Origin of the sequence: Micromonospora sp. NPDC005707 (genome assembly GCF_040631005.1) — a bacterium.
GTDB lineage: Bacteria > Actinomycetota > Actinomycetes > Mycobacteriales > Micromonosporaceae > Micromonospora.
On sequence record NZ_JBEXYR010000011.1, the window covers coordinates 22,759 to 48,456 of the forward strand.

Below are 25,698 nucleotides of genomic sequence, written 5' to 3' on the forward strand. Positions count from 1 at the left end.
TGCGGGGCTCCGCTTCGCTGCACTCCTCGCGCTCACGGCGCTACTCCAAAGGCAGGAAGGCCGGTGGTCTCGGGGAGGCCGAACATCAGGTTGGCGTTCTGCACGGCCTGGCCGGCCGCGCCCTTGCCCAGGTTGTCGATGGCGCTGACCACGATCACCCGCCCGGAGTCGGCGTCGACGGTGGCCTGCAGGTGGCAGGAGTTCGAGCCGGCCGTGGCGGCGGTGTGCGGCCACGTCCCCTCGGGCAGCAGGTGCACGAAGGGCGCGTCCGCGTACGCCGCCGCGAGCACCTCGCGCGGGTCGGCGTCGGCGGCGGGAAGGGCGGTGACGGTGGCCAGGATGCCCCTCGGCATGGGGGCCAGGACCGGGGTGAAGGAGAGGCTGGCCGCCCCGGTGGCCTGCTTGATCTCCGGCACGTGCTGGTGGGCGCCGACCTTGTAGGGCGACAGGTCGCCCATCACCTCGCTGCCCAGCAGGTGCGGCTTGGCGGCCCGGCCGGCGCCGGAGGTGCCGGAGGCGGCCACCACCACCACGTCGGTGGGGAGGACGGCGCCGGCGCCGATCAGCGGGGCGAGCGCCAGGGTGGTGGCGACCGCGTAGCAGCCGGTGCTGGCCACCCGGGTCGCGGCCGCGATGGCGGCGCGCTGGCCGGGCAGCTCGGGGAGGCCGTAGGTCCAGGCGCCCGCGTGGTCGCCGCCGTAGTAGCGGGCCCAGGCGCCGGCGTCGCGCAGCCGGTGGTCCGCGCCGAGGTCGACCACCTTGACGGCGGCGGGCAGGGCCGCCGCGAGGGCCGCCGACTGGCCGTGCGGCAGGGCCAGGAAGACCAGGTCCGCGTCGGCCAGGGTGGTCGGGTCGGTCGCCCCGAAGATCAGGTCCAGCCCGGCGAGCTGCGGGTGCACGGCGGCGACGGGCCGGCCGGCCGAGGCGTGGGCGGTGGCGGCGACCAGCTCGAACTCGGGGTGCCCGGCGAGCAGACGGAGCAGCTCGCCGCCGGCGTAGCCGCTCGCCCCGGCGACCGCGACCCGGATGCCCATACTCACCTCCGCATGACTATGCAGATGACGGTATCAGCGATGATCGGCAGCCGCAAGTTCATGCAGTGGACTGCATGAACTTCGAGTCGTGTGCGGGCCCGTGGGCGCGGCGCGCCCCCTCTCAGCGCTCGGGCGGCAGGCCGGAGGGCGGCGCCATCTCCCTCGGAAACATCCGCCAGCTGATCGCGTTCGAGGCCGCCACGCCGGCCACCGCCAGGGTCGCGACCGTGGCCACCAGCAGGGGCGGCAGCACGACGGTCGCCGGAGCCAGGACCGCCAGCACCGCTATCCCGATCGGCCGCGACCAGGAGATGCGGCTGAACGCGGCGTAGTCGAGCATCGCCCGGCCGACCAGGAACAGCGCCGGGCCGCCGAAGATCACAACGACCCAGGACAGCTGGGTTCCGCCGGCCGGGTGCGAGATGATCAGCTTGTCCCCCACACCGGTCACCGCGACGCCGATCACCATGATCAGATGCGCGTAGGACGCGAGGTCACCGACGTAGGCCGGGGACCGGGACCGGGCGATGGCAAGGGGAAGCAGCTCCCCCGCCCGGTAGTAGTAGATCTGCCAGAGCAGCACGGTGAGCACGAACGACACCACCAGCGCGGCGGTCCGCTCCCGTTCGAAGCCGTACGGGCTGAACTGGATGCCCGACGTGAGGATGTTCTCGCCGAAGGCGATGATCAGCACCTGGCGGTAGCGGTCGGTCAGGTGCTCCTCGGCGATCGGCTGGCCCCGCAGCCCGGCGCGGCCCAGCCGGGGTGTCGGGAAGTCGAGCAGCCCTCCGGCGTAGTCGATGAGGACCGCGAGGCTCCACAGGACGAGCCGCGTCGGGCGGTCGGTGAAGATCCCGGCGAGCCAGGGCACCGCGGAGAGGCACGCCCAGAAGACGATCCGGACACTGACCAGGCGCTGGTACCCGTCCCCACCGAACAGCACCAGCCAGAGATGGCGGAGCACCTCCACGGCGACGTACACCGTGGCGAAGACGACGGCCCGGTCCCGGAAGGCCGCCGGCAGCGCGGCCGCCAGCAGCAGGGCGCCGAACATGGTCACGACGACCATGACCTGCACCATCGGGCGGGTCGGGTCGTACCGGTTGGTCGTCCAGGCCATCCGGTACCACAGCCACCACAGCGCCATGGTGAGCACCAGCGCCGAGTAGAAGCCCTGCCAGTCCAGCTGCCCGTACAGGCGGTCGGTGAGCCGGTTGAAGGCGAAGACGAGCACCACGTCGAAGAGCAGTTCGACGAAACCGGCCCGCCGTGGGGGCTCACGACTCCCCGGCAGCTCCCACGCCCCGCCCCGCACGGCCATCCGAATCTGCCCTACTTCAGCCCCGTTTGGGCCAGTATTCCAGGCCACGACGGAGGAGGTGTGAGGACGGCTCACGGGGTGGCGCGTGAATACGCACGGCACCCTTGCATTGACAGGTGCCCATGCGTGGCCGATTCTGAGAGAGCGCTCTCCCGGGTCGTCCCGCCCGCGTCCGCGCCACCCCCACCACGCCCACCACCCCGCGCCCGCCGCAGGCCGCGGCGGGTGGAAGGAGCCTCCCGTGCCCACCCCCAGGACCCTGCTGCGCGCCCTGCTCGCGCTCGCGCTGGCCACCAGCGGCGCGGTGGCGGCCGCCTCGCTGGCCCGCGCCACCGGCCCCGCGCTGCTCCCGCTGACCGTCACCAACGCCACCGGACGCACCGACGCCACCTGGCTGTACGTGCTCGGCACCGACCTGGCCACCGGCCGGCTCGGCTACGTCACCGCCGGCGGCGCCTTCACCCCCTGGCCGGCCGGCGGCCTGCCGCCCACCCCCGCACCCGACGTCGCGGTGCCCGGCCCGGCCAACGGAGCGAGCACCGTGCTGCGGCTGCCCCGCAACCTCTCCGGCCGGGTCTACTTCTCCTTCGGCGCCAAGCTCAAGCTCTTCCTCACCCCGGACGGCCTGGTCCAGCCCGCACCCTGGGCGGCCGGCGACCCCAACCGGGACCTGCTGTTCGACTGGTCCGAGTTCACCTACAACGACGCCGGGCTCTGGCTCAACAGCTCCCAGGTGGACATGTTCGCCGTGCCGCACGCGGTGAGCGTCACGGGCGCCACCGGGACCACCCGGCGGACCGGGCAACCGGTCGACGACGGGCGCAACAAGGTGATCGCCGCGATCCGCGCCCAGTCGGGCTGGAGCGGCGCCGTGCAGACCCACTCCGACGGCACGGTGCTACGGGTGCTCGCCCCCGGCAAGGCCGCCGACGCCGGGCTGTTCAGCCGCACCTACCTCGACCCCTACATCGCCTCCGCCTGGCAGGCGTACGCGACCAGGGCCCTCACCGTGGCGCCCTTCACCGACCAGCCGGGTGTCCGGTACCTCGGGCGCACCAGCGGGGACCTGATGACGTTCACCGACGGCGGCGGCCGGCAGGTGGCCACGTTCCGCCGGCCGTCCAGCGCGGACGTCTGGGGCTGCGACGGCGCGCTGGCCGCACCGAACGACCAGGTCGTCGGCCCGATCGCCCGGACCCTCTGCGCCGCCCTGCACCGCTCCACGCTGGGCACCCTCGACCTGCAGCCCTCCGGCGGCCCGGCCGACTTCTACCGGGGCACGCTGACCAACCACTACTCCCGGATCGTGCACGCCAACATGGCCGACGGGAAGGCGTACGGGTTCGCCTTCGACGACGTGCTGAACCAGGAGTCGCTGGTGCACGACGGCGACCCCCGGGCCGCCGGCATCACGCTCAGCCCGTTCGGCCCCGGCGGCGGCCCGAGCCCCTCGCCCAGCCCGTCGACCACGGCCACCCCGGGCCCGTTCAGCGCCACCCGCTACCTGCGGGCCGGCGGCGGGCTCGACCCGTCCACCGGCGCGCCGGGCACGGTGAGCCTGGCCGCGGCCGGGGGCAACCACGACGGCACGCCCACCAACGCGCAGGTCTTCACGGCCCGGGGTCTCACCGGCCGGTGGACGGGCGGGGCCACCGCCTTCGACCTCTCCGTCGACGCCGGCACGGCGGTGGGCGACGGGGTCCAGGTGCGGATCTCGTACGACCGGACCGGCGACGGCGGCTGGGACCGGGTGGAGACGTACGCCTACTTCGCCACCGACCCGGTGCCCGGCTGGGAGCACTACCGGCAGACCCAGGGGCTGCGCTCGGCCACCGGCACCCTCGGCGACCTGGCCGGCGGCACCGTGCGGGTCGAGGTGTGGAACGCCATCGGCGGCACCCCGACCACGCTGGGCGTCGGCGACTCCTCCCGGATCACGCTGCCGTACACCGGCTGACCGCGCGGACGGGCGCCACCCGTGGTGGGTGGCGCCCGTCCGGTCCGCCGTCAGGCGCCGCGCAGGGTGGCGCCGAAGCGGCGGGCCGCCTCGGCCACCGCCGCGTCCCGGGCGGCCACCGCCTCCTCGCCCGCGAGGGTGCGGTCCGGGGCCCGGAACGTCAGCTTGTACGCCAGCGACCGGCGGCCCGCGCCGAGCTGCTCGGACGCGTAGACGTCGAAGAGCCGGACGTCCTCCAGCAGCGGGCCGGCCCCCTCGGCGAGGGCCCGCTCCACCTCGGCGGCCGGGACCGACTCGTCCACCACGAGCGCCACGTCGATGAGGGCGGGCGGGAAGGTGGAGACGGCCGGGCCGGACACCACCGGCGCTTCGGGCAGCGCGTCCAGGTTCAGCTCCATGGCGCTGGTGCGCCGGGGCAGTTCCAGCGTGGCCACCACGGTGGGGTGCAGCTCACCGGCATAGCCGACGACCGTGCCGTCGACCAGCAGCTCGGCGCAGCGCCCGGGGTGCCAGGGGGCGCGCTCGGCGGCCCGGACGGTGACCCGGTCGGCCGGGATGCCGGCGGCGGCCAGCACCGTCCGGCCCGCCTCGACGGCGTCCGCCCAGCCGGCCGCTCGGCCCGCGCCCCACCAGCCGGTCGGCTCCATCTCCCCGGTGAGCGCCACGGCGACGTGCCGCGGCTGGTCCGGGACCACCGCGTCGGCGCGGGCGAACTCCTCGTCGGTCGGGCGCCGGTCCACGCCCATGGCCGGCGGGGCGCCCGCGCCGGGACGCGGGTGGAACACCACGCCGATCTCGTAGATCGCGACGTCCCGCTGGCCCCGGCCGACGTTGCGCTTGAGGATGCCGAGCAGCGGGCCGAGCAGCGTGGTGCGGAGCAGCGGCTCCTCCTCGGACAGCGGGTTGGCCACCCGCACGGCGGGGCGGCGCGGGTCGTCGGCCGGCAGGCCGAGCTGGTCGGCCAGCTCCGCGGAGACGAACGGGTGCGCCAGGACCTCGACGTACCCGCGCTCGGCGAGCGACCGGGCGACCGCCCGGCGGCGCTGCTGCGGCGCCGTGAGGCCACGGCCGGGGGGCGCGGTGGGCAGCACCGACGGCACCCGGTCGTAGCCGTCGAGGCGGACGACCTCCTCGACCAGGTCGGCCGGGTCGGTGAGGTCGGGCCGCCAGCTCGGCGGGGTCACGCTCAGCACGGCACCGCCGCCCGCGGCGGCGACACCGGTCTCGCCGGGGTCGTCGCCGAGCCGGTCGTCGCCCCGGGTGACCGCGCAGCCGACCTGCTCCAGCAGCTCCACCACCCGCTCCGGCGGGTACGCCACGCCGACCCGCCGCGACGGCAGGTCCACCGGCAGCGCCACCGGCGTACGCGGCCGGACGTGGTCGAGGTCGAGGATCTCGGCGCCCACGGTGCCGCCGGCGTGCTCGGTGAGCAGCCGGACCGCCCTCTCCAGCGCGACCAGCGGCAGCGCCGGGTCGACGCCCCGCTCCCAGCGCTTGGCCGCCTCGCTGAACAGCTTGTGCCGCCGCGCGGTGCGCCCCACCATGGCCGGGTCCCAGTGCGCCGCCTCGAAGAGCACGTCGGTGGTGGAGGCGACGACCTCGCTGGTCTCGCCGCCCATCACGGCGGCCAGCGAGACCGGCCCGGTGTCGTCGCAGATGACCATGTCCTCGGCGACCAGCGTGCGGGTGACACCGTCCAGCGTGGTCAGCTTCTCCCCCGGCTCGGCGCGGCGGACCACCAGCGGGCCGCGGATCCGGTCGGCGTCGAAGGCGTGCATCGGCTGGCCGAGTTCGAGCATCAGGTAGTTGGTGATGTCGACCGGCAGGGAGATGCTGCGGACGCCGGCCACGGTCAGCCGCCGGGACATCCAGCCCGGGGTCTGCGCGGTCGGGTCGACACCGCGGACCATGCGGGCGGCGAACCGGTCGCAGCCGACGGTGTCGCGCACCTCGACCGGGTACGCCGGCTCTGCCGTCGCGCCCGGGGCGGGGCCGTCGGCCGGGTCGTGGAACGGCACCCCGAGGGCGTGCGACAGCTCGCGGGCGAGGCCCCGGACGCTGAGCGCGTACCCGCGGTCCGGGGTGATCTCCAGCTCGACCACGACGTCGTCGAGGCCGATCACCGGGCGCGCGTCGTCGCCGGGCTTGGCCGGGGAGTCCTCGGGCAGCACGATGATGCCCGAGTGGTCATCGCCCAGGCCCAGCTCCTTGGCGGAGCAGATCATGCCGTTCGAGTTGCGCCCGTAGGTCTTGCGCGCGCCGATGTGGAAGTCGCCGGGCAGCACGCCGCCGGGGAGGATGACCACGACGCGGTCGCCCTGGGCGAAGTTGCGCGCCCCGCAGACAATCTCCTGCGGCTCGCCGGTGCCGTTCGCGGCGCCGACGTCCACCCGGCAGAACCGGATCGGCTTCTTGAAGCCGGTCAGCTCCTCGATCTCCAGCACCTCACCGACGACCAGCGGCCCGGTGACGGTCTCCCGCAGGTCCACCACGGAGTCGACCTCGATGCCGAGGTCGACCAGCGCCTGCTCCAGGTCGCCGGTGGGCAGGTCGGCCGGGAGGTCGACGTGCTCCCGCAGCCAACTGACAGAAACTCGCATGACTGTTAAACCACCGTCTCCGTAACTCGTGCCCGCACCGTCAGACCCCGAACGCGCGGGTGAACCGCACGTCGCCCTCGGCCATGTCCCGCATGTCGCTGACCCCGTGCCGGAACATCACGGTCCGGTCGATGCCCATGCCGAAGGCGAATCCGGAGTAGACCTCCGGGTCGATGCCGCAGGCGCGCAGCACCCGCGGGTTCACCATGCCGCAGCCGCCCCACTCGACCCACTGCGGGCCGTCCCGGTGCTCCGAGAACCAGACGTCGAACTCGGCCGACGGCTCGGTGAACGGGAAGTAGTGCGGCCGGAACCGGGTCTTCGCGCCCTCGCCGAACATGGCCCGGGCGAAGTGGTCGAGCGTGCCACGCAGGTGCGCCATGGTGATTCCCTTGTCGACCACCAGGCCCTCGACCTGGTGGAAGACCGGCGCGTGGGTGGCGTCCAGCTCGTCGGTGCGGTAGACCCGGCCGGGCACCACCACGTAGATGGGGGGCTTGCGGGTCAGCATGGTGCGCGCCTGCACCGGCGACGTGTGGGTGCGCAGCACCAGCCCCGAGCTGTCCGCACCGGCCGGAGGCGCTATGTGGAAGGTGTCCATGAGGCCGCGCGCCGGGTGGTCGGCGGGGATGTTCAGGGCGTCGAAGTTGGTCCACTCCAGCTCGACCTCGGGGCCCTCGGCCACCTCGTAGCCCATCCCGACGAACAGGTCGCTGATCTGCTCCATGAGGGTGCTCAACGGGTGGCGGGCGCCGCGCGGCCGCCGGTCGTACGGCAGGGTCACGTCGACCCGCTCCTCGACCAGCACCCGCTCGGCCTGCTCGCGCTCCAGGATCTCCTGGCGGGCCGCGTACGCGGTCTCGATGGCGCGGCGGGCCTCGTTGACCCGCTTGCCGGCGTCGGACTTCGCGGCCGGCGGCAGCGCGCCGATCTCCCGGCGCGCGAGGGACACCGGGGACCGGTCCCCGAGGTGCGCGGGGCGCAGCGCGGTCAGCGCGTCCGGGTCGGCGGCGGCGGCGAACGCCTTCTCGGCGTCGGCCACGGCCGCGGCCAGGGCGTCCGGGTCGAGCAGGGCGACCTGCTTCGGGTCGTACGGATCGTTGCGGTAGCTCATGGCGTACGGGCACTCCCTCACGGCGGCGCCGGCCCTCACGGGCGGCTAGGCGAGTCTACGGACGCGCGGCTTCGCCGCAGCCCGCCGGTGGGAGATCGCGCAGGAGGAAGGGTCAGGCCCGCCGCCCGCCGACACCGGCGGGCTGGCTAAACGAACGCCGAGGCGCGTTCATCATCCGGCTGACTCCCCTGCTGTGTGGCCGCGCGGACCCGCGGGTCGGCGCAGTGCTCTGGCTGAAGCGTACAGGCAGACGGCCGCGGCCGCAGCCAGGTTCAGGCTCTCGGCGCGCCCGTGCAGCGGCACCCGGACCCGGGCGTCGGCCGCGGCGGTCAGCTCCTCGGGCAGCCCGTGCGCCTCGGAACCGAAGAGCCAGGCGGTCGGGGCGGCCAGCCGGCCGGCGTCGGCGAGGTCGTCGAGGTCGCTGTCGCCGTACCCGGTCGTGGCGAGGACGGTGAGCCCGGCGGCCCGCAGCGCCGCGACCACGGCGACCGGGTCGGTGGCGCGGACCACGTCGACGTGGAACAGGCTGCCGGCGGAGGCCCGCACGCACTTGCCGTTGTAGGGGTCGACGGCGTCCCCGGCGAAGATCACCGCGCCGGCGCCGGCCGCGTCGGCGGTGCGCAGGACGGTCCCCGCGTTGCCGGGGTCGCGGATCTCGGCGAGCACCGCGACCAGGCGCGGTCCGCGCGCCAGGGCGTCGTCCAGGGGTACGTCGAGGTGCCGGCAGACGGCGACCAGGCCCTGCGGCGCGACGGTCTCGGCGAGCGCGGCGAGCGCCTGGTCGGTGACCTCGGAGACCGGCACGTCGGCCCGGGCCGCGAGCGCGGCGAGGTCGGCGTGCCGGTCCAGGGCGGCCGGGGTGCCGAACAGCTCGACCACGGTGCCGGCGCGGGCGAGCGCCTCGCGGACGGCCTGCGGCCCCTCGGCCAGGAACCGGCCGGTGGCCTCCCGGTCCCGCCGGCGCTGGAGCCGGCGGGCGGCGACCACCCGCGGGGTACGCGGGGTGAACGGGCCGGGAACAGCGTCGAGGCGCCTCCCGTGCGGTGCTGACGGCATGGGAGACGCCTCGATCTGCTGGTGCGGGTGGATCAGGCGGCCTGGGCCGCGGCGCCACCGGTGCCCTCGGCCGCCACGGCGGCGCGGGCCAGCTCGACGATCGCGGCGAACGCCGCGGCGTCGTTGACGGCCAGGTCGGCCAGGATCTTGCGGTCGACCTCGATGCCGGCCAGGCGCAGGCCCTGGATGAGCCGGTTGTAGGTCAGGCCGTTGGCCCGGGCGCCGGCGTTGATCCGCTGGATCCAGAGCTGCCGGAAGTCGCCCTTGCGGTCACGACGGTCCCGGTAGGAGTACTGCATCGAGTGCAGCACCTGCTCCTTGGCCTTGCGGTAGAGCCGGGAGCGCTGACCGCGGTAGCCGCTCGCGGTCTCCAGCAGGGTACGACGCTTCTTCTGGGCGTTCACAGCCCGCTTGACGCGTGCCATCTCAACTCCTTCTTCGGTTCAGGTGGCGCGCGTCAGCGGCCGAGCAGCTTCTTGATGCGCTTGGTGTCGGCCTTGGCCAGCTCGACCGTGCCGGTCAGCCGGCGGGTCTGGGTGGAGGGCTTCTTCTCCAGCTTGTGGCGGAGGCCGGCCTGCTGGGCGACGATCTTGCCCGTGCCGGTGACCTTGACCCGCTTGCCCGTACCCGTGTGGCTCTTCATCTTCGGCATGTGGAACGTCTCTCCCTGTTACTGGCCGCTGGTGTCAGCGGTCGGGCCGGTCTCGCCGGCTGCTGCGGTCTCGCCGGCCGCCGGGGTCTCGCCACCTGCCGGGGCTTCCGACTCCTCCGCGGCCCGGTCCCGGGGCCCACCGCGGGACGCCGTGGCGGCGACCGCGGAGGCCTTCACGGCCCGGTGCGGAGCGAGAACCATGATCATGTTTCGGCCGTCCTGCTTCGGCGCGGCCTCGACGTATCCCAGGTCCGTGATCTCGGACTCGAGCCGGCGCAGGAGCCGGTAACCCAGCTCCGGGCGGCTCTGCTCGCGACCGCGGAACATGATCGTCACCTTGACCTTGTCGCCCGCCTTGAGGAACCGCACCACGTGACCCTTCTTGGTCTCGTAGTCGTGCGGGTCGATCTTCGGCCGGAGCTTCATCTCCTTGATGACGGTCTGCTGCTGGTTACGCCGCGCTTCGCGCGCCTTGAGTGCGCTCTCGTACTTGAACTTGCCGAAGTCCATGAGCTTGCACACCGGCGGGCGCGCCATCGGCGCAACCTCGACCAGGTCCAGGTCGACGTCCGCGGCCAGCTGCAGGGCGCGCTCCAGCGGGACGATGCCCACCTGCTCACCCTCAGGGCCGACCAGTCGGACCTCACGTGCCCGGATCTGCTCGTTCACGCGTGGTTCGACGCTGATGGGGCCTCCTCGAGTCGAGTCTTCCGTGGTGCCGACTCCGCGGGCTCCCGGACGGGAGCCGACCCGGAAAGCAGAAGGCCCCGGCGTATGCCAGGGCCCACTCGACCGGTCGGCACGATCACAGGATCGCGCATCCGGAACCGGGACGTGCCCGGAACCGGGAGACCGGGACCCGGCCACCTACGGGGGCGACTCGGGTGGGAGCAGGCGCTCCGCTTCAGGACCGCCCACAGGGCGGTCTGGTCGACTCCGCAACACTACACCCTCGGACCAGCCCGCCCCAAACCGGGGCGCGGCGGTCAGCGCGGGACGGCCGGGTCGCCGGCCAGGGCGGCCAGGTGGGCCTGGTGCAGGCGGCGCAGGGCGCGGACCGCCTCGACGGCGCGCTCCTTGTCGGCGGCCTGGAGGGCGACCATCGGCAGCAGGTCGTCGTCGTGCAGCTCCAGGCTGGCCCACGGGGCGCCCCGGTCGAACCGGACCCCGCGAATCACCTCCCAGGGCAGGTCGTACGAGCCGATCACGTTGCGGACCCGGACACCCCGGCCGTCGGCCACCACCCGGGGGCGGGTGAAGAGCAGGAAGCCGAGGGCCCCGAAGACGCCAAGCCCCACCATGGCGAGCTGGTCGCCCCGCTGGAAGCTGCCGTAGCCGTCGCCGGTCGCGCCGGTCAGGGAGGTCGCCACCAGGCTGAACACCACGAGCAGCGTGACGGCCGACGCCCAGCAGACCACCCGGACCCGCCGCGGCCGCACGGTCACCACTGAATCGTTCACGAAACCAGTCTGCCATCCGGCTCGGGCGTACGTTCCGCCGCCACACGGACCGGGCGGCGCCGCCGCACGCCGGCCACGACCACCGCCGCGCCGGTGAGCACCGCCCCGGCCAGGACCGGCAGCCGCACCCCGGCCCCGCCGGGCACCACCACGTCCAGCACGAGGGCCCCACCGAGCTGACCGGCCACCAGCGCCAGGCCGGTGCGCAGCACCCCGGCGGCGCGCACGCCGACCAGCAGGGCGAGCACGATGCCGACGCCGAAGAGGCCGCCGACGTAGAGCCACCACTGGGTGGGCCAGGTCGGGCGGGAGGCCAGCGCCCCGGCCAGCGCGGCCACCGCGGCGATCACCGAGGTGCTGACCGCGAAGTTCACGGCCAGCCCGGCGGCCGGACCGATCGCCGCGGCGACCCGTCCGTTGAGCGCGGACTGCAGCGCCACCGCCAGGCCGCCGGCCACCGAGAGCAGCACCAGACCGACCGCCAGGTCGCCGACCGGCCGGCCGAGCTGGGCCATGGTCACCGCGGCGATCCCGAGCAGCGCCCCGACGACCCGGGGCAGCGTGAGCGCCAGCCGGCCCGTCGCGGCGAGGCCGACCCGGTCGACGGCGAGCCCGCCGAGGCTGCCGCCCGCCACCTGGGCGATCGTGAAGACCGCCACCCCGAGCGCCGGCACGACGAACGGGCCGATCACCACGATGGCGGCGCCGCCCAGCCCGCCCAGGTAGGCCCACCAGGGCAGGCCGGAGTGGCGCAGCCCGGCCAGCCCGGCCCGCATGGACGGGACGGCGACCAGCCCGAGCAGCACGATCAGGCAACCGCCGAGGTTGTTGACCATGGCGCCGACGAGAGGGTCGCCCGCCCGCTCCCCCAGCTCGGCGTTGACCACGCCCTGCGCGGCCGAGGCCACCCCGCCCAGGACGACCACGGCCAGGGCGGCCGGAACCGGCAGCGGCTTCACAGGCGGCAGGCGTGGATGTTGGTGACCAGGATGGCCCGGGCGCCCAGCTCGTAGAGCTCGTCCATGATCCGGTGCACGTCGTCGCGCAGCACCATGGCCTGCACGGCCACCCAGCCCTCCCGGTGCAGCGGGGAGACGGTCGGCGACTCGATGCCCGGGGTGAGCGAGCTGGCCCGGTCCAGCAGGCCGGCCGGCACGTCGTAGGCGAGCATCACGTAGCGGCGGGCGACCAGCACGCCGTGCAGCCGGCGCAGGAGCTGCTCCTGCTGGGCGGAGCCGGCGGCGCCGGCCCGGCGGACCACCACCGCCGAGGACCGCAGCAGTGGCTCGCCGAAGACCACCAGGCCGGCCTGGCGCAGGGTGGCGCCGGTCTCCACCACGTCCGCGACCACGTCGGCCACGCCGAGGCGGATGGCGTTCTCCACCGCGCCGTCCAGGCGGATCACGTCCGCCTTGACGCCCAGCTCGGCCAGGTGCCGCTCGACCAGCCCCGGGTACGCGGTGGCGATCCGGTGCCCGCCGAGCTGCTGGACCGAGTCCACGTCGTCGGGGCGGGCCGCGAACCGGAAGGTGGCCCGGCCGAAGTTGAGGTCGACGACCTCCTCGGCCGGCGCGCCGGAGTCGACCAGCAGGTCCCGGCCGGTGATGCCGACGTCCAGGTCGCCCGAGCCGACGTAGGTGGCGATGTCCTTGGGACGCAGGTAGAAGAACTCGATGTCGTTGGGCTCGTCCCGGCAGACCAGGTCCTTCGGGTCGGTGCGCTGGCGGTAGCCCGCCTCGCGCAGCATCCCGGCGGCCGACTCGGCCAGGGCGCCCTTGTTGGGTACGGCGACACGCAGCATGGGAGTGCTCCTTCGATCGATCAGGTGATCAGCGGACGGGGCACTCACAGATGTCGGTAGACGTCCTTCAGCTCGAGGCCGGTGGCCAGCATCAGCACCTGGGCCTGGTAGAGCAGCTGGGAGATCTCCTCCGCGGCCCGCTCCGGGCCCTCGTGCTCGGCCGCCATCCACGACTCGGCCGCCTCCTCGACGACCTTCTTGCCGATGAAGTGCACGCCCTTCTCCAGGGCGGCGACCGTGCCCGAGCCCGGGGCGCCGGCGGCGGCCTTGGCCTGCAGCTCGGCGAACAACTCCTCGAACGTCTTCACGGAAGGCGATTCTTCCAGCCGCCCCGGGTGACGCCTCCCCCCGGGTCCGGCGCGGCGGGACGGCGACCACATGGTGGACGGCTCGCTCGAAGCAAGTCTTTCGAAACACACCTTTCGAAGGTTATCCTTCGACGCATGGCCGAACAGCGCCCCCGCGAGATCACCGACGTCGACACCCTGCGGGCCTTCGCCCATCCGCTGCGGCTGCGCATTCTCGACGCGGTCGGCGTGCACGGCCCGCTGACTGCCACCGAGGTGGCCGAGCGGGTCGGCGAGAGCCCCGCCAACTGCTCCTGGCACCTGCGCCAGCTCGCCCGGTACGGGTTCGTCACCGAGGCCGGCGGCGGCACCGGGCGGCAACGGCCGTGGCGGCTGGTCACCGACGGCCACCGCTGGGGCAACGGCGAGGAGGGCCCCGAGCTGGCACGCGCCGGCGACGCGGCCGCCCGGGTCCTGCTCGACCTGGAGTACCGCAAGCTCTGGGACTGGATGGCGGCCCGCCGGCAGCAGTCCCCCGAATGGCGGGACGCCGGCTACTTCACCCAGTTCGTCAGCTGGTACACCGCCGACGAACTCCAGGAGCTCCAGGAGGAGCTGCGCGCGCTGTTCGCCCGCCACCTGGACCGGCTCGGCGACCCGGCGGCCCGCCCGCCCGGCTCCCGGCCGGTACGGCTGATGGCCTGGGGCGTGCCCGAGGTCGACGGCCCCACCGTCGCCGAAGGGAACGGGGACCGATGAGACAACTGCTGCGCCGCCCGGAGTTCCGGCTGTTCTTCGTCGCACTGGCCGTCAGCATGATCGCCGAGTCGATCCTGCTGCTGGCCCTCGCGATCTGGGTCAAGGAGCTGACCGGCTCCGACGGGCTGGCCGGCGCCACCTTCCTGGCGCTGACCGCGCCGATGGTGCTCGCCCCGCTGGCCGGCTGGGTGGTCGACCGGGCGCCGCGCCGTCGGCTGTTCGTGGCCCTCAACGCGGGCACCGCCGTCCTGCTGCTGCCGCTGCTGGCCGTCCACGACGCCAGCCGGCTGTGGATCGTCTACGCGGTCGCCGCCGGCTACGGGCTCTCGTACATCGCGCTGGGCGCCACGGTCACCGCGCTCGTGCAGGAACTGGTCCCCGCGGAGCTGCTGCCCGACGCCAACGGCGTGTCCCAGACCGTCAAGCAGGGGCTGCGGCTGGTCGGGCCGCTGCTCGGCGCCGGCCTGTTCGTGCTGCTCGGCGGCCCGGCGATGGCGGCCACCTGCGCGCTCGGGTTCCTGGTGGCCGGCGCCGTGGGGCTGGCCGTGCGCCCGGCGCCGGGGGCGGGTGGGATCGGGGCCACCGGAACAGCCCCGCCGCGGGCGGCGGAGGTGCGGGCCCCCGGAGACGGGCGCGGGGAACTGGTCGCCGGCGTGCGGCACCTGGTGGGCGAGCCGGCGCTGCGCCGGGCGCTGCTGGCGGTCGTGGTCGCCACCATCGGCCTCGGCTTCGGGGAGACGCTGTGGTTCGCGTACGTCGACCGGGGGCTCGGGCGGGAGCCGGCCTTCCTGGGGGTGCTGGTCTCCCTGCAGGGCATCGGTGGCCTGATCGGCGGGCTGGGCTCGGCGGCGCTGGTGCGCCGGCTCGGCGAGTTGGGCGCCATGGCGCTCGGCGTGGCCACCATCGCCGTGGGCTTCGTGGCCCCGGTCTGGCCGGTGCTCGGGTTCGCGGTCGCCGCCGCGGTGCTGATCGGCCTCGGCCTGCCGGTCGCCCTCGTGGGCACCATGACGCTGGTGCAACGGAACACCCCACCGGGTCTGGTCGGCCGCGTCTCGGCCGCGCTGGACGCGCTGGCCAGCGGACCGCAGGCCGTGGCGATCGGGGCGGGCGCCCTGGTGGTCGGCCTGGTCGACTACCGGCTGCTGTACGGGGCGATCGGGGCGCTGCTGCTGGCTGCCGGGGCGTACCTGCTCACCGGCCGCCGCCTCACCACCCCACACACCGGAGGACGCTACGAACCTGATGACGCAGGCGATTCAGCCGGGCCGGCGACGCTCCCGGTGCGGCTCGGGTGACCGCAGCCGCGGACGCCCCCCGGTCGTGACGGGCGGCGGGACGGTGAATCACCCACGTCATCAAGCTCGTAGCGTCCCGCGAGTCACACGGCAGGCAGCTCCGACCGGGGATCGTCGCGGCACCCGCCGCCCCGGACGGTCGGCCGCACGGGTGCCGGCCGGGTCAGGCGAAGCCGACCCGGTGGGCCGGTCAGGCGAAGCCGACCCGGTGGCCGCTCGCGGCGTCCAGGCCACGGATGGCCAGCGCGGCGTCCAGCGCCGCCACGGTGGCGGCCCAGCCCTTGTCCTCCGCCGACCCGGGCAGCCCGGCCCGGTCCCGGGCCTGCTCGATGGTGTCCACGGTGAGCACCCCGTGCGCCACCGGCTTCCCCTCGTCCAGCGCCACCCGGGTCAGCCCCTCGGTGACCGACTGGCAGACGTAGTCGAAGTGCGCGGTGGAGCCCCGCACCACCACGCCGAGGGCGACCACCACGTCGTACCGGCGGGCCATCGCCTGGGCCACCACGGGCAGCTCGACCGAGCCGGCCACCCGGGCCACCACGGACCGCGCGCCGCACGCCTCGGCGGCGGCCACCGCCCGGTCGACCATGTGGTCGGTGAGGTCGCCGTGCCAGCGCGCGGCCACGATGCCGACGGTCAGCCCGCCGGCGTCCACCGCGGTCACGCCCGGTTCGCCGAAACCCGCCATGTCTACGCTCCGATCTCGTCGCCGGCGACCGGGCGGCCCATCGGCGCCTCGGTCACCTCGTCCAGCCCCTCCAGGAGGTGGCCCATCCGGTCCCGCTTGGTCCGCAGGTAACGCACGTTCTCCGGGTTGGACCGCACGGGCAGGCCCTCCCGGCCGCTCACCGTGAGGCCGTAGCCCTCCAGGCCGGCGCGCTTGGCCGGGTTGTTGGTCAGCAGCCGCATGGAGCGGACGCCGAGGTCGTAGAGGATCTGCGCGCCCGTCCCGTAGTCCCGCGCGTCGGCCGGCAGCCCCAGGTCGAGGTTCGCGTCCACGGTGTCCCGGCCCTGGTCCTGGAGCTGGTACGCCTGGAGCTTGTGCAGCAGGCCGATGCCCCGCCCCTCGTGCCCGCGCACGTAGAGCACCACGCCCCGCCCCTCCTGGGCCACCCGGGCCAGCGCGGCCTGCAGCTGGGGCCCGCAGTCGCAGCGCAGCGACCCGAAGACGTCCCCGGTGAGGCACTCGGAGTGCACCCGCACGAGCACGTCCCGCCCGTCGCCCAGGTCGCCCATGACCAGCGCCACGTGCTCGGCGGTGTCGTGCTCGGCGCGGTAGCCGAGCGCCCGGTACACCCCGTACGGCGTGGGCATCCGCGCCTCGGCCACCTGCTCGACCTGCTTCTCGGTGCGCCGCCGGTAGGCGATCAGGTCGGCGATGGTGACCAGGGTCAGCCCGTGCTCGGCGCAGAACTTCTCCAGGTCGGGCAGGCGCATCATGGTGCCGTCGTCGTTGACCAGCTCGCAGAGCACCCCGGCGGGGCGCAGCCCGGCCAGCCGGGTCAGGTCCACGGCCGCCTCGGTGTGCCCGGGGCGGCGCAGCACCCCGCCCTGGCGGGCGCGCAGCGGCACCACGTGCCCGGGGCGGGCCAGGTCGGTCGGGTCGGTCGACGCGGCGGCGAGCAGCCGGATGGTGTGCGACCGGTCGGCGGCGGAGATGCCGGTGCTGATCCCCTCCCGCGCGTCCACGGTCACCGTGTACGCGGTGCCCCGCCGGTCCTGGTTGGTGTGGTGCATGGGCGGCAGGTCCAGCCGGTCGCACTCGCTCTCGGTGAGCGGCACGCAGATGTAGCCGGAGGTGTAGCGGACCATGAACGCGACCAGCTCCGGGGTGGCCAGCTCGGCCGCGAAGATCAGGTCGCCCTCGTTCTCCCGGTCCTCGTCGTCGACCACCACGACGGGCCGGCCGGCGGCGATGTCCGCCACCGCCTGCTCGATGCTGCCGAAGGTGCTGCTCATGCCACGGCCTCCGAGTACGTCGGCGGGATCGGGGTGCGGGCGGGCGGCGTCGCCCGGGAGGTGCGCCACCAGGCGTACAGGCCGGCGAGGCAGAACCCGCCGTAGACCAGGTACATGGCGGCCGACGGGTAGAAGCCGCCCTGGAGCAGCAGCGGCACGCCGACCGCGTCGACGGCGATCCAGATCAGCCAGAACTCCACCCAGCCGCGGGCCATGCCGTAGGTGGCGAGCAGGCTGCCGACCAGGATCCAGGCGTCCGGCAGCGGCCCCCACGAGCCGAGCGCGGCGAGCACCGGGTACGCGGCCGCGGTCCCGACCGCCGCGGCGGCGAGCAGGCCGAGCCGCTCCCGCCAGGTCGCCCAGCGCGGGACGACCGCCGGCTGCTCCCCGCCGCCGGAGCGGCGGTTGCGCGACCAGCGCCACCAGCCGTAGACGCTGACCGCGAAGAAGAAGACCTGCCGGCCGGCCTGGCCGTAGAGGTCGTGCGCCTGAGGGGTGGCGAACACCCCGCCGAGGAACACGGTGAACAGCAGCGCGTTGCCGATCATGCCGACCGGCCAGGCCCAGACCACCCGGCGGAGCCCGAACAGCGCGGAGGCGAGGCCGAAGACGTTGCCGACGATCTCCCGGACCAGCACCGGCGAGCCGGCCACGTGCACCTGGGCGTCGAGCAGCCAGCCGAGCGGGCCCGTCACCGGGCACCCCCGGCGGCGCGGTCGCCGAGCAGCCGCTCGACGTACTTGGCCAGCACGTCCACCTCGAGGTTGACCGGGTCGCCGGGACCCTTGGCGCCGAGGGTGGTGAGCTTGAGGGTGGTCGGGATCAGCCCGACCGAGAACCAGTCGTCGCCGACCGCCGCGACGGTCAGCGAGATGCCGTCGACGGTGATCGAGCCCTTCTCCACCACGTACCGGGCCAGCCCGGCGGGCAGCCGGAAGCGCACCGTCTCCCACTGCGCGGCCGGCTCCCGGGACAGCAGCTCGCCGACCCCGTCGACGTGCCCCTGCACCAGGTGGCCGCCGAGGCGGCTGTTCAGCGCGGCGGCCCGCTCCAGGTTGACCGGGTCGCCGGGGCGCAGCGCCCCGAGCGCGGTGCGGCGCAGCGTCTCCCCCATCACGTCGGCGGTGAAGATCCCGCCGTCGACGTCGACCACGGTGAGACAGACCCCGTTGACCGCGATGGAGTCGCCGTGCCGGGCGTCCGAGGTGACCAGCGGGCCGCGGACCGCGACCAGCGCCGAGTCACCCCCGGTGTCGGTGGTCCGGACGATCTCGCCCAGTTCCTCGACGATGCCGGTGAACATGTCAGGCCTCCCTCTTCCGGGGCAGCGCGGTGATCCGCAGGTCGGGACCGACCTGCGTAACGTCGGTGAGCTCCAGGTCGATGGCGTCGGCGATGGTCGTCACGCCGGCGTCCAGCAGGGCGGTCGGCCCGGCGCCGAGCAGCTTCGGCGCGACGTACCCGACGATCCTGTCGACCAGGCCGGCGGCGAGGAACGCGCCGGCCAGGGTGGGGCCGCCCTCCAACAGCGCGGCCCGCACGCCGCGGTGGTGCAGCTCCGCGAGCAGCGCCGCGAGGTCGACCCGGCCGTCCGGGCCGGCACCGACCTCCGCGGCGGTGGCCACCCAGGTCCGGGCGGCGCCGTCGCGGACCCGGGCCTGCGCCGGGGTACGCCCCGAGCTGTCCACCACCACCCGCAGCGGCTGCCGGATGGCCAGGGTGCCGTCGCGCAGGTTGCGGGCGGTGAGCCGGGGGTCGTCGGCCAGCACGGTGCCCACCCCGGCGATCACCGCGTCGACGGTGCCGCGCAGGGCGTGCACGTCGATCCGGGCCGCCTCCGAGGTGATCCATATGCTGGTGCCGTCCGCCGCGGCGGAGCGCCCGTCGAGGGTGGCCGCGTACTTCCAGATGAGGTACGGCCAGCCCCGGCGCATCGAGGTGAGCCAGGCGATGTTGCCGGCCTCGGCCTCGTCGCCGCGTACCCCCAGGTCGACCTGGACGCCCGCGGCGCGCAGGGTGGCCGCGCCGCCCGAGGCGACCGGGTTGGGGTCCGGGACGGCGACCACCACGCGCGCGACGCCGGCCGCGATGAGGGCGTGGCTGCACGGGCCGGTGCGGCCGGTGTGGTCGCAGGGTTCCAGGGTGACCACGGCGGTGCCGCCGCGGGCGCGCCGGCCGGCCTGGGCCAGCGCGACGATCTCGGCGTGCGGACCGCCCGCGTAGGCGTGGAAGCCCTCGCCGACGACCTCGCCGTCGGCGTCCAGCAGGACGCAGCCGACCACGGGGTTGGGGCTGGTGGCACCGAGGCCGCGGGCGGCCAGCGCGATCGCACGACGCATCGCCTCGTCCACGGAGACGCTCGCCATCGCCAGCCCTGCCCTCTCGCTCGCCGGTCGCGCGCGGGCGGGTCAGGGACAGAGCGGCACGGGTGCCGCGGACACGCGGCGGCGGAGATCCGGGGACGGCACAGCCGACCCCGGGGAAGCCCACGCGGCGGCTGAGGGTGCTCAGCGCCCAGCAGGGCTCTCCCCGTCCCGCGCGCTGTCTCCCATCCGGACTGTCTGGGGGCGGACGAGCCGCACCCCAACCGTCGGCCCCGGATTCTCACCAGGTCCACCGTCCGGCCGAAGCCGTCCGGGTCGCGGGCTTACCACGGTCGGACCGTGGATCACCGCCGGTTCGGAATTTCACCGAGCCCCGCCAGCGCGTGGTGGGTACACCGGAAGTCTTACACGTCGCGAGGCGGGTCGCGCCACAGAGGCGAGCTACTTCACAGCCCGGGTCGGATCGTCACGTCACTCCCCGTCGGCGGTCGACCGCGACGTATGACCCGGGTTGGCTCTTGGCGACCGTCTTCATCTCGGAGGCCACGGCGATCGCCTCCAGGGGGTCGGTGAAGCGTTTGCCGGAGTCGGAGAGGGAGACGCCGATGGAGAGGGTGACCAGCGCGGCCCGGCGGATGTTGCCCCGGCGGTCCTTCAGCTCGACGAAGCCGCGCTCCCGGTCGGTCGCGTCGTAGAGGGCGTCGGCGGCCTTCTCGAAGTCGACCACGGCCCGGCTGGTCAGCGGCCGGACCTGGGACGGGGTGCACACGATGACGAAGTCGTCGCCGCCGACGTGGCCCAGGAAGGCCGGCGGCAGGCCGATCGAGACCACCGCCCGGTGCAGGCTGCGGGCCAGCGCGGAGATGAACTCGTCGCCCCGGACGAAGCCGTAGCGGTCGTTGACGCTCTTGAAGCGGTCGATGTCGATGTAGCCGACGGCGTAGTCGACGCCGCTGCGGACCCGGTCGCTGATCTCCCGCCGGATCCGGCTGTTGCCGGGCAGCCCGGTCAGCGGGGAGACCTCCCGGAACTCCTTGTTGCGGCGCAGCGTGGAACTCACCCGCGCGACCAGCTCGGCGGTGTCGAAGGGCTTTACCAGGTAGTCGTCCGCGCCTGCGCTGAGGCCGTTGACCTTGTCGGAGGTCATCCCCTTGGCGGTCAGCATGATCACCGGCAGGGCCGAGGTCATCGGGTCGGCGCGCAGCCGGCGGGTCAGCTCCAGGCCGTCGATCCGCGGCATCATGAGGTCGACCACGGCCAGGTCCGGCCGGTGCCGCTCGATGACCTCCAGGGCCTCCTGGCCGTCGCCGGCGTGCAGCACCTCGAAGCCGTGCAACCGCAGGTTGAACTCGACGAAGCGGGCGATGTCCTCGTCGTCGTCGACGACCAGGATCACGTCGGGTCGGTCGCCGGCGGGATCCACCTCAGGCCCCGGTCGTCGCGCGTTCCGCCAGGCCGCGCAGCCGGCGGACCGCCTCGGCCGGGTCGTCGGCCCCGTAGACCGCGGTGCCGGCGACGAAGGCGTCGGCGCCCGCCGCGGCGGCCTGTTCGATGGTGTCCGCGGCGATCCCGCCGTCCACCTCGATGCGGAGTTCCAGGTGGCCGCTCGCGACGTGCCGCCGGGCGGCGCGCACCTTGTCGAGCAGCTGGGGGATGAACCGCTGGCCGCCGAAACCGGCCTTGATCGTCATGATCAGCAGCGTGTCGAAGCTGGGCAGCAGGTCCAGGTACGGCTCGATCGGCGTGTCCCGGTCGATCGCCAGCCCCGCCTTCGCACCGGCCGAGCGCAGGTCCTTGGCCAGCGCCACCGGGTCGTCGCACGCCTCGGCGTGGAACGTCACGTTGTACGCCCCGGCGTCGGCGTAGCCGGGCGCCCAGCGGCGCGGGTCCTCGATCATGAGGTGCACGTCGAAGGGAAGCTGGGTGGCCGCCCGCAGGCTCTGCACCACCGGCAGCCCGATGGTCAGGTTGGGCACGAAATGGTTGTCCATGACGTCCACGTGCAACCAGTCGGCGGCATGCTCGATGGCGCGGACCTCGTCGGCGAGGCGGGCGAAGTCGGCGGCCAGGATGCTGGGCGCGACGATCAGCGGCGGTACGGTCACGGGGCCAGTGTACGAAGGCGGTCACCCGGCGTCCGCAGCGCGGCACCGGCGGGAGCCCACCGTGACCCGGACGTGACCCGCGGTGCAGAATCAGCCGGTCCGGTGCGGAAAGTCGACACGAAAAGTCATCCGCGACTGGCCGATCGATCGAAACAGGGCGAAACTCCTACAGGGACTGTCACGTATGCTGCACGCCCGGTCGCGGGGCACGCCGCACGGGCCGCAGCGACCGGCTGTCATCTCCCGGGAAGGGCGGACGATGCGACGGTGGCTCCTGGCGCTGGCGCTGGCCGGCACGGCGACGGTGGCCCTGACCGGCTGTGTCCCACCGCACCGGGCCGACGGGGACCTCACCGACGACTGGGCCGCGCTGCCGGCGCCGCGCCTGTTCGTCCCCGCCACCGACGCCTGCCTGTCCCGGCTCACCGCCGTGGTGCAGGCCGCCACCTACGAGACGGTCGACTGTGCGGGCAGCCACCTGGCCGAGACGGTGCACGTCGGCACCTTCACCGGTCCGGCGGCGCAGGGCGCGCGGCCGGAACCGGGCTCCCCCGGGCTGCGCACCGCCCGCGCCGAGTGTGACCAGCGGGCCCGGGAGGTGATCGGCGGGGACTGGCACTCCGCCCGGCTCACCCTGAGCATCGCGCTGCCCCCGGTCACCGCCTGGATGGGCGGGGCCCGCTGGTTCCGCTGCGACCTGGCGGAGACCGACAGCATCGACAACACCCGGCCGATCAACCGGGTGGGCAGCCTGCGCGGCGCCATGGTGGGCGACAGCCCGCTGGTGCACCGGTGTTTCGACCCGAAGCTGATCGGCGACAACCTGAACTACATGGCCCCGGTCCTCTGCACCGAGCCGCACCGCGCCGAGTTCGTCGGCGTCTTCGAGGAAGGCGACATGAGCTGGGCGGACTTCACCCGCGCCGCCCCGCAGGTGCACCGCCGCTGCATGGCGCTGATCGCCGCCTTCGCCGCGGTGCCGAACAACGCCGACCTGCCGTACCGGGCCGGTTCGATCTTCTACCCGCCGTCGCAGCGGGAGTGGGAGGAGGGCGACCGGGGGGTGCGCTGTTTCCTGTGGAGCGACGACCGGAAGCTGACCCGGTCGGTGCGCGGGGCCGGCCCGGAGGGACTACCCGTCAGCTGAGCCCGGGTGTCGTATGCTGCACCGCCGAGGCGTACCCGGTGCTCCGCGCCGGTCGGGCGACCACGGACGACGGGGAGGTCGGTCGGGATGCGGCGATGGTGGGCGGCGGTCGCCGCCGGTGTCACGGCGGTGTTGGCGCTCGGCGGCTGCGGCGCGCCGGCCGGGGTCGACCGCGACCTGGCCGACGACTGGCCCGCCTTCGGCGCCCCGGCGGCCTTCGTGCCCCAGGCCGGCGCCTGCCACTCCACGATCCAGGACGTCGGCTACCTGAGCGGCTGGAACCCGGTCGACTGCGCCGCCACCCACCGGGCCGAGACGCTGTACGTGGGCACCCTGACCGGCCCGGACGCCGGACGCGGCACTCCCCCGAAGGCCGGGTCGACCGGCGCCCGGACGGCGCACGCCGAATGCGCGAAGCAGGTCAACAAGGCGGTCGGCGCCGAGTGGCGCTCGGGGCGGCTGCGGCTGTCCGTGGTCTTCCCGTCGGCCGCGGCCTGGACCGGTGGGGCCCACTGGTTCCGTTGCGACGCCTCCGAGGTGGCCAGCCTCGACGACGGCAGCGTCGTCGCGCGCCGCGGCAGCCTGCGCAACGCCCTGAAGGCGGGCTCGCCGCTGGCGCTGGGCTGCTTCAACCCGAAGCTCAGCAAGGACGACGTGGAGGAGATGCGGCCGGTCGCCTGCACCGCCAAGCACCACGCCGAGTTCGTCGGGGTCTACCGGTTCCCGGATCTCAGTTACGCCGAGTTCCAGCGGACCACCCTGCGGGCGCACAAGGGCTGCCGCGCGCTGATCGCCAGGTACGTCAAGGTGCCGAACAACGGCGACCTGGTCTACCGGGCCGGCACGATCATCTACCACCCCTACGAGGAGGAGTGGCAGGACGGCGACCGTGGCGTGCAGTGCTTCCTCTGGGTCTCCGACCGGACGCTGACCCGCTCACTCAAGGGCGGCGGCAGCAAGGCGCTGCCGGTCACCTGAGCGGGAGCGGGGCGGGCTCTCCGGCCCACCCCGCCCGGTGCGCTCAGCCGACCTGGAGCGTCACGTCGTCGATGACGAAGCTGGTCTGGAGGGAGGCGTCCTCCACCCCGGTCCACTTCAGCGTGACGGTCTGCCCGGCGTACGCCGCCAGGTTGAAGCTGCGCTGCGCGTAGCCGCTCGCCTTGTTGAGGTTCGAGTACGTCGCCAGCGTGGTCGTGCCGACCTGCACGGTCAGCTTGTCGTACGCGGTGCTCGTGGTGGTCTCCGCGGTGTCGATGTGCAGCCAGAACGACAGCGTGTAGCTGGCGCACCCGGCCGGGATGGTCACCGACTGCGACAGCGTGTCCGTGTGGGTGCTGCCGTAGCCGTCCAGCCACGCTTTGTAGGAGCCCGTCCGGGCCGCCTGGCTCGAGGAGTTCGTGATGACCCCCGAGCTGGCCGTCCACGGCGTGCTGCCCGACTCGAAGCTGCTGTTGCCGATGAGCTGGCCGCCGGCGCAGCCGCCCGTGCCGGTCACCGTGAGGGTGTAGCCGGCGGTGCGGGTGACCGAGCCGGTGCCGGTGACCGTGATGGTGAAGGTGCCGGTGGTGGCGGTCGCTGAGGCGCTGACGGTCATGGTGGCCGAGCCGCCGGAGGTGACCGAGGACGGGCTGAAGCTCACCGTCACCCCGCTCGGGGCGCCCGTGGCCGACAGGCTCACCGTCTGGGCGCTGCCGCTGGTGGTGGCGGTGCTGACGGTCGCGGTGGTGGAGCCGCCCCGGGCGACGCTGCCGGAGGTGGGGCTCACCGCGACGGAGAAGTCGTTGGTCGGGGTGCCGCCGCCGACCGCGAGCTGCCAGATCGCGTACGCCACGCCGTCGGCGCTGCGGTTGAGCACCGTCGCGCTGACGTTGGCGGTGGTGTCGCAGGAGCGGTGGTAGCAGGAGTCGTACGCGGAGTTGGCCGTGCCGCCCCACTTGGCGGCCTGGGCGCTGGTCTTGCGGGCGCTGGCGCCGGCCGCGTAACCCGAGGTCGGGATGCCGGCCTGCTGGAAGGGGTAGTCGTCGGAGCGGCCCTGGCCCTCGACGTTCTCCTCCGGCTGGAGGTTCAGCGAGTCCCAGTACGCCTTCAGCGGCGCGGCCGTGGTGGAGGTGACCCGGTTGATGAAGTAGCCGCCGTTGGTCGAGCCGACCATGTCGAAGTTGTAGTAGCCCTTGATGTAGCCCTTCTGGGTGGCGCTGAGCGAGTTGACGTAGAACTCCGAGCCGTTGAGGCCCTGCTCCTCGTCGGTCCACCACGCGAACCGCACCCGCTTGGTCATGCTCGGGTTCTGGCTCGCCAGGACCAGCGCGTTCTCCAGCAGGGTGGCCGAGCCGGAGCCGTTGTCGTTGATGCCCGGGCCGGCGGAGACGCCGTCGAGGTGCGCCCCGAACATGACCACCTGGTCGGCCGGGCCCTGCGGCCACTCGGCGATCAGGTTGTTCGACCGGTAGGTGCAGGTCGTGCAGACCTGCTCGGAGACGGTGTAGCCGGCGGCCTGGAGCTTGCCCTTCACGTAGGCGACCGAGGCGGTGTGGCCGGCCGAGCCGGCCCGCCGGTTGCCGCCGTTGCTCGTGGCGATGGAGTTGAACTGGGTGAGGTGGGCCTGGACGTTGGTCACCGAGATGTCCGGCGCGGCGGCGGCGAGCGCGGGGGCGGCGCTCACCGGCGCGGGGGCGGCGGAGGCGGCCGTGGTGGTCAGGGTCGCCGTCACGGCGGCGAAGAGGGCGAGCGCGAGGCCCGCGGTCGGCGTTCTGCGTCTCATGGAGACTCCTCGTGGGGGTCGGCGGGACGTGCTGGCGGGGGTGGCGCGGCCCGTGGACTCCGGTGG

At 74.2% G+C, this 25,698-nt stretch carries 25 protein-coding genes and 1 riboswitch; of the genes, 5 read left to right on the forward strand and 20 right to left on the reverse strand.

Annotated features, from left to right (window positions below; genetic code table 11):
- Window positions 1–32: 32 nt before the first annotated feature.
- Both argC and ABZ452_RS22085 read right to left on the reverse strand, forming a co-directional pair.
- On the reverse strand, window positions 33–1,034 hold the full coding sequence (argC, locus tag ABZ452_RS22080; protein ID WP_357945922.1) for an N-acetyl-gamma-glutamyl-phosphate reductase: 1,002 nt from the start codon (window positions 1,032–1,034) through the stop codon (window positions 33–35).
- A gap of 121 nt (window positions 1,035–1,155) precedes the next feature.
- On the reverse strand, window positions 1,156–2,355 hold the full coding sequence (locus ABZ452_RS22085) for a low temperature requirement protein A (RefSeq protein WP_357945925.1): 1,200 nt from the start codon (window positions 2,353–2,355) through the stop codon (window positions 1,156–1,158).
- Between the two features lie 241 nt (window positions 2,356–2,596).
- On the opposite strand from ABZ452_RS22085, the gene ABZ452_RS22090 reads away from it, so the two are divergent.
- A complete protein-coding gene (locus tag ABZ452_RS22090) occupies window positions 2,597–4,312 on the forward strand; it encodes a beta-1,3-glucanase family protein (protein ID WP_357945928.1) in 1,716 nt (571 codons plus the stop codon).
- 50 nt (window positions 4,313–4,362) lie between these two features.
- On the opposite strand, the gene pheT is transcribed toward ABZ452_RS22090, so the two are convergent.
- From pheT to ABZ452_RS22140, 10 genes are all read right to left on the reverse strand, one after another.
- On the reverse strand, window positions 4,363–6,912 hold the full coding sequence (gene pheT, locus ABZ452_RS22095; protein ID WP_357945931.1) for a phenylalanine--tRNA ligase subunit beta: 2,550 nt from the start codon (window positions 6,910–6,912) through the stop codon (window positions 4,363–4,365).
- Window positions 6,913–6,952: 40 nt separating this feature from the next.
- Window positions 6,953–8,026: a phenylalanine--tRNA ligase subunit alpha gene (pheS, locus tag ABZ452_RS22100; RefSeq protein WP_357945934.1), complete on the reverse strand. Its 1,074-nt coding sequence runs from the start codon at window positions 8,024–8,026 to the stop codon at window positions 6,953–6,955.
- A 171-nt stretch (window positions 8,027–8,197) separates the two neighbouring features.
- Window positions 8,198–9,082 (reverse strand): RNA methyltransferase, encoded by an 885-nt coding sequence (locus tag ABZ452_RS22105; protein WP_357945937.1) that lies wholly within the window; start codon window positions 9,080–9,082, stop codon window positions 8,198–8,200.
- A 32-nt stretch (window positions 9,083–9,114) separates the two neighbouring features.
- Window positions 9,115–9,507, reverse strand: a complete 393-nt coding sequence (rplT, locus tag ABZ452_RS22110) for a 50S ribosomal protein L20 (protein ID WP_091263835.1) — start codon at window positions 9,505–9,507, stop codon at window positions 9,115–9,117.
- A 32-nt stretch (window positions 9,508–9,539) separates the two neighbouring features.
- Window positions 9,540–9,734: a 50S ribosomal protein L35 gene (gene rpmI, locus ABZ452_RS22115; RefSeq protein WP_151461610.1), complete on the reverse strand. Its 195-nt coding sequence runs from the start codon at window positions 9,732–9,734 to the stop codon at window positions 9,540–9,542.
- An 18-nt stretch (window positions 9,735–9,752) separates the two neighbouring features.
- Window positions 9,753–10,403, reverse strand: coding sequence for a translation initiation factor IF-3 (infC, locus tag ABZ452_RS22120; protein ID WP_357945940.1), 651 nt, complete (start codon window positions 10,401–10,403; stop codon window positions 9,753–9,755).
- Window positions 10,404–10,720: 317 nt separating this feature from the next.
- Window positions 10,721–11,194 (reverse strand): PH domain-containing protein, encoded by a 474-nt coding sequence (locus tag ABZ452_RS22125; protein WP_357945943.1) that lies wholly within the window; start codon window positions 11,192–11,194, stop codon window positions 10,721–10,723.
- Window positions 11,191–12,153 carry a DMT family transporter gene (locus ABZ452_RS22130; RefSeq protein ID WP_357945945.1) on the reverse strand — a complete coding sequence of 321 codons (963 nt, stop codon included), beginning with the start codon at window positions 12,151–12,153 and terminating at the stop codon, window positions 11,191–11,193. Before ABZ452_RS22130 ends, ABZ452_RS22125 begins: the two co-directional genes overlap by 4 nt.
- Entirely contained in the window at window positions 12,150–12,995 is an 846-nt protein-coding gene (hisG, locus tag ABZ452_RS22135; protein ID WP_357945948.1) for an ATP phosphoribosyltransferase, read from the reverse strand. Before hisG ends, ABZ452_RS22130 begins: the two co-directional genes overlap by 4 nt.
- A 44-nt stretch (window positions 12,996–13,039) precedes the next feature.
- On the reverse strand, window positions 13,040–13,303 hold the full coding sequence (locus ABZ452_RS22140; protein WP_091263821.1) for a phosphoribosyl-ATP diphosphatase: 264 nt from the start codon (window positions 13,301–13,303) through the stop codon (window positions 13,040–13,042).
- Between the two features lie 135 nt (window positions 13,304–13,438).
- On the opposite strand from ABZ452_RS22140, the gene ABZ452_RS22145 reads away from it, so the two are divergent.
- Together ABZ452_RS22145 and ABZ452_RS22150 are read left to right on the forward strand one after the other, a co-directional pair.
- Window positions 13,439–14,041: a helix-turn-helix domain-containing protein gene (locus ABZ452_RS22145; RefSeq protein WP_357945950.1), complete on the forward strand. Its 603-nt coding sequence runs from the start codon at window positions 13,439–13,441 to the stop codon at window positions 14,039–14,041.
- Window positions 14,038–15,336, forward strand: a complete 1,299-nt coding sequence (locus tag ABZ452_RS22150; RefSeq protein ID WP_357945953.1) for an MFS transporter — start codon at window positions 14,038–14,040, stop codon at window positions 15,334–15,336. Before ABZ452_RS22145 ends, ABZ452_RS22150 begins: the two co-directional genes overlap by 4 nt.
- Window positions 15,337–15,526: 190 nt before the next feature.
- Here ABZ452_RS22150 and ribH read toward each other — a convergent pair whose 3' ends face one another.
- From ribH to rpe, 7 genes are all read right to left on the reverse strand, one after another.
- Complete coding sequence (gene ribH / locus ABZ452_RS22155; protein WP_357945956.1) at window positions 15,527–16,024, reverse strand: 6,7-dimethyl-8-ribityllumazine synthase; 498 nt, start codon at window positions 16,022–16,024, stop codon at window positions 15,527–15,529.
- A 2-nt stretch (window positions 16,025–16,026) separates the two neighbouring features.
- Window positions 16,027–17,295: a bifunctional 3,4-dihydroxy-2-butanone-4-phosphate synthase/GTP cyclohydrolase II gene (locus ABZ452_RS22160; RefSeq protein ID WP_357945958.1), complete on the reverse strand. Its 1,269-nt coding sequence runs from the start codon at window positions 17,293–17,295 to the stop codon at window positions 16,027–16,029.
- The gene (gene pnuC, locus ABZ452_RS22165) at window positions 17,292–17,990 is read right to left on the reverse strand and encodes a nicotinamide riboside transporter PnuC (protein WP_357945961.1); all 699 of its coding nucleotides are present in this window, start codon (window positions 17,988–17,990) and stop codon (window positions 17,292–17,294) included. Before pnuC ends, ABZ452_RS22160 begins: the two co-directional genes overlap by 4 nt.
- Window positions 17,987–18,598: a riboflavin synthase gene (locus ABZ452_RS22170; protein ID WP_357945964.1), complete on the reverse strand. Its 612-nt coding sequence runs from the start codon at window positions 18,596–18,598 to the stop codon at window positions 17,987–17,989. Before ABZ452_RS22170 ends, pnuC begins: the two co-directional genes overlap by 4 nt.
- 1 nt (window position 18,599) lies before the next feature.
- Window positions 18,600–19,661, reverse strand: coding sequence for a bifunctional diaminohydroxyphosphoribosylaminopyrimidine deaminase/5-amino-6-(5-phosphoribosylamino)uracil reductase RibD (gene ribD, locus ABZ452_RS22175; protein ID WP_357945967.1), 1,062 nt, complete (start codon window positions 19,659–19,661; stop codon window positions 18,600–18,602).
- A 170-nt stretch (window positions 19,662–19,831) separates the two neighbouring features.
- A riboswitch (FMN riboswitch) is annotated at window positions 19,832–20,004 on the reverse strand.
- Window positions 20,005–20,085: 81 nt separating this feature from the next.
- A complete protein-coding gene (locus ABZ452_RS22180; RefSeq protein ID WP_357945969.1) occupies window positions 20,086–21,042 on the reverse strand; it encodes a response regulator in 957 nt (318 codons plus the stop codon).
- Window position 21,043: 1 nt separating this feature from the next.
- The gene (gene rpe / locus ABZ452_RS22185) at window positions 21,044–21,724 is read right to left on the reverse strand and encodes a ribulose-phosphate 3-epimerase (protein ID WP_357945972.1); all 681 of its coding nucleotides are present in this window, start codon (window positions 21,722–21,724) and stop codon (window positions 21,044–21,046) included.
- A 259-nt stretch (window positions 21,725–21,983) separates the two neighbouring features.
- Here rpe and ABZ452_RS22190 point away from each other — a divergent pair, with 259 nt between their 5' ends.
- Both ABZ452_RS22190 and ABZ452_RS22195 read left to right on the forward strand, forming a co-directional pair.
- On the forward strand, window positions 21,984–22,871 hold the full coding sequence (locus ABZ452_RS22190) for a septum formation family protein (protein ID WP_357945975.1): 888 nt from the start codon (window positions 21,984–21,986) through the stop codon (window positions 22,869–22,871).
- Between the two features lie 87 nt (window positions 22,872–22,958).
- On the forward strand, window positions 22,959–23,849 hold the full coding sequence (locus tag ABZ452_RS22195; protein WP_357945978.1) for a septum formation family protein: 891 nt from the start codon (window positions 22,959–22,961) through the stop codon (window positions 23,847–23,849).
- A gap of 43 nt (window positions 23,850–23,892) precedes the next feature.
- On the opposite strand, the gene ABZ452_RS22200 is transcribed toward ABZ452_RS22195, so the two are convergent.
- Window positions 23,893–25,632: a M28 family peptidase gene (locus ABZ452_RS22200; RefSeq protein ID WP_357945981.1), complete on the reverse strand. Its 1,740-nt coding sequence runs from the start codon at window positions 25,630–25,632 to the stop codon at window positions 23,893–23,895.
- Window positions 25,633–25,698: the final 66 nt, after the last annotated feature.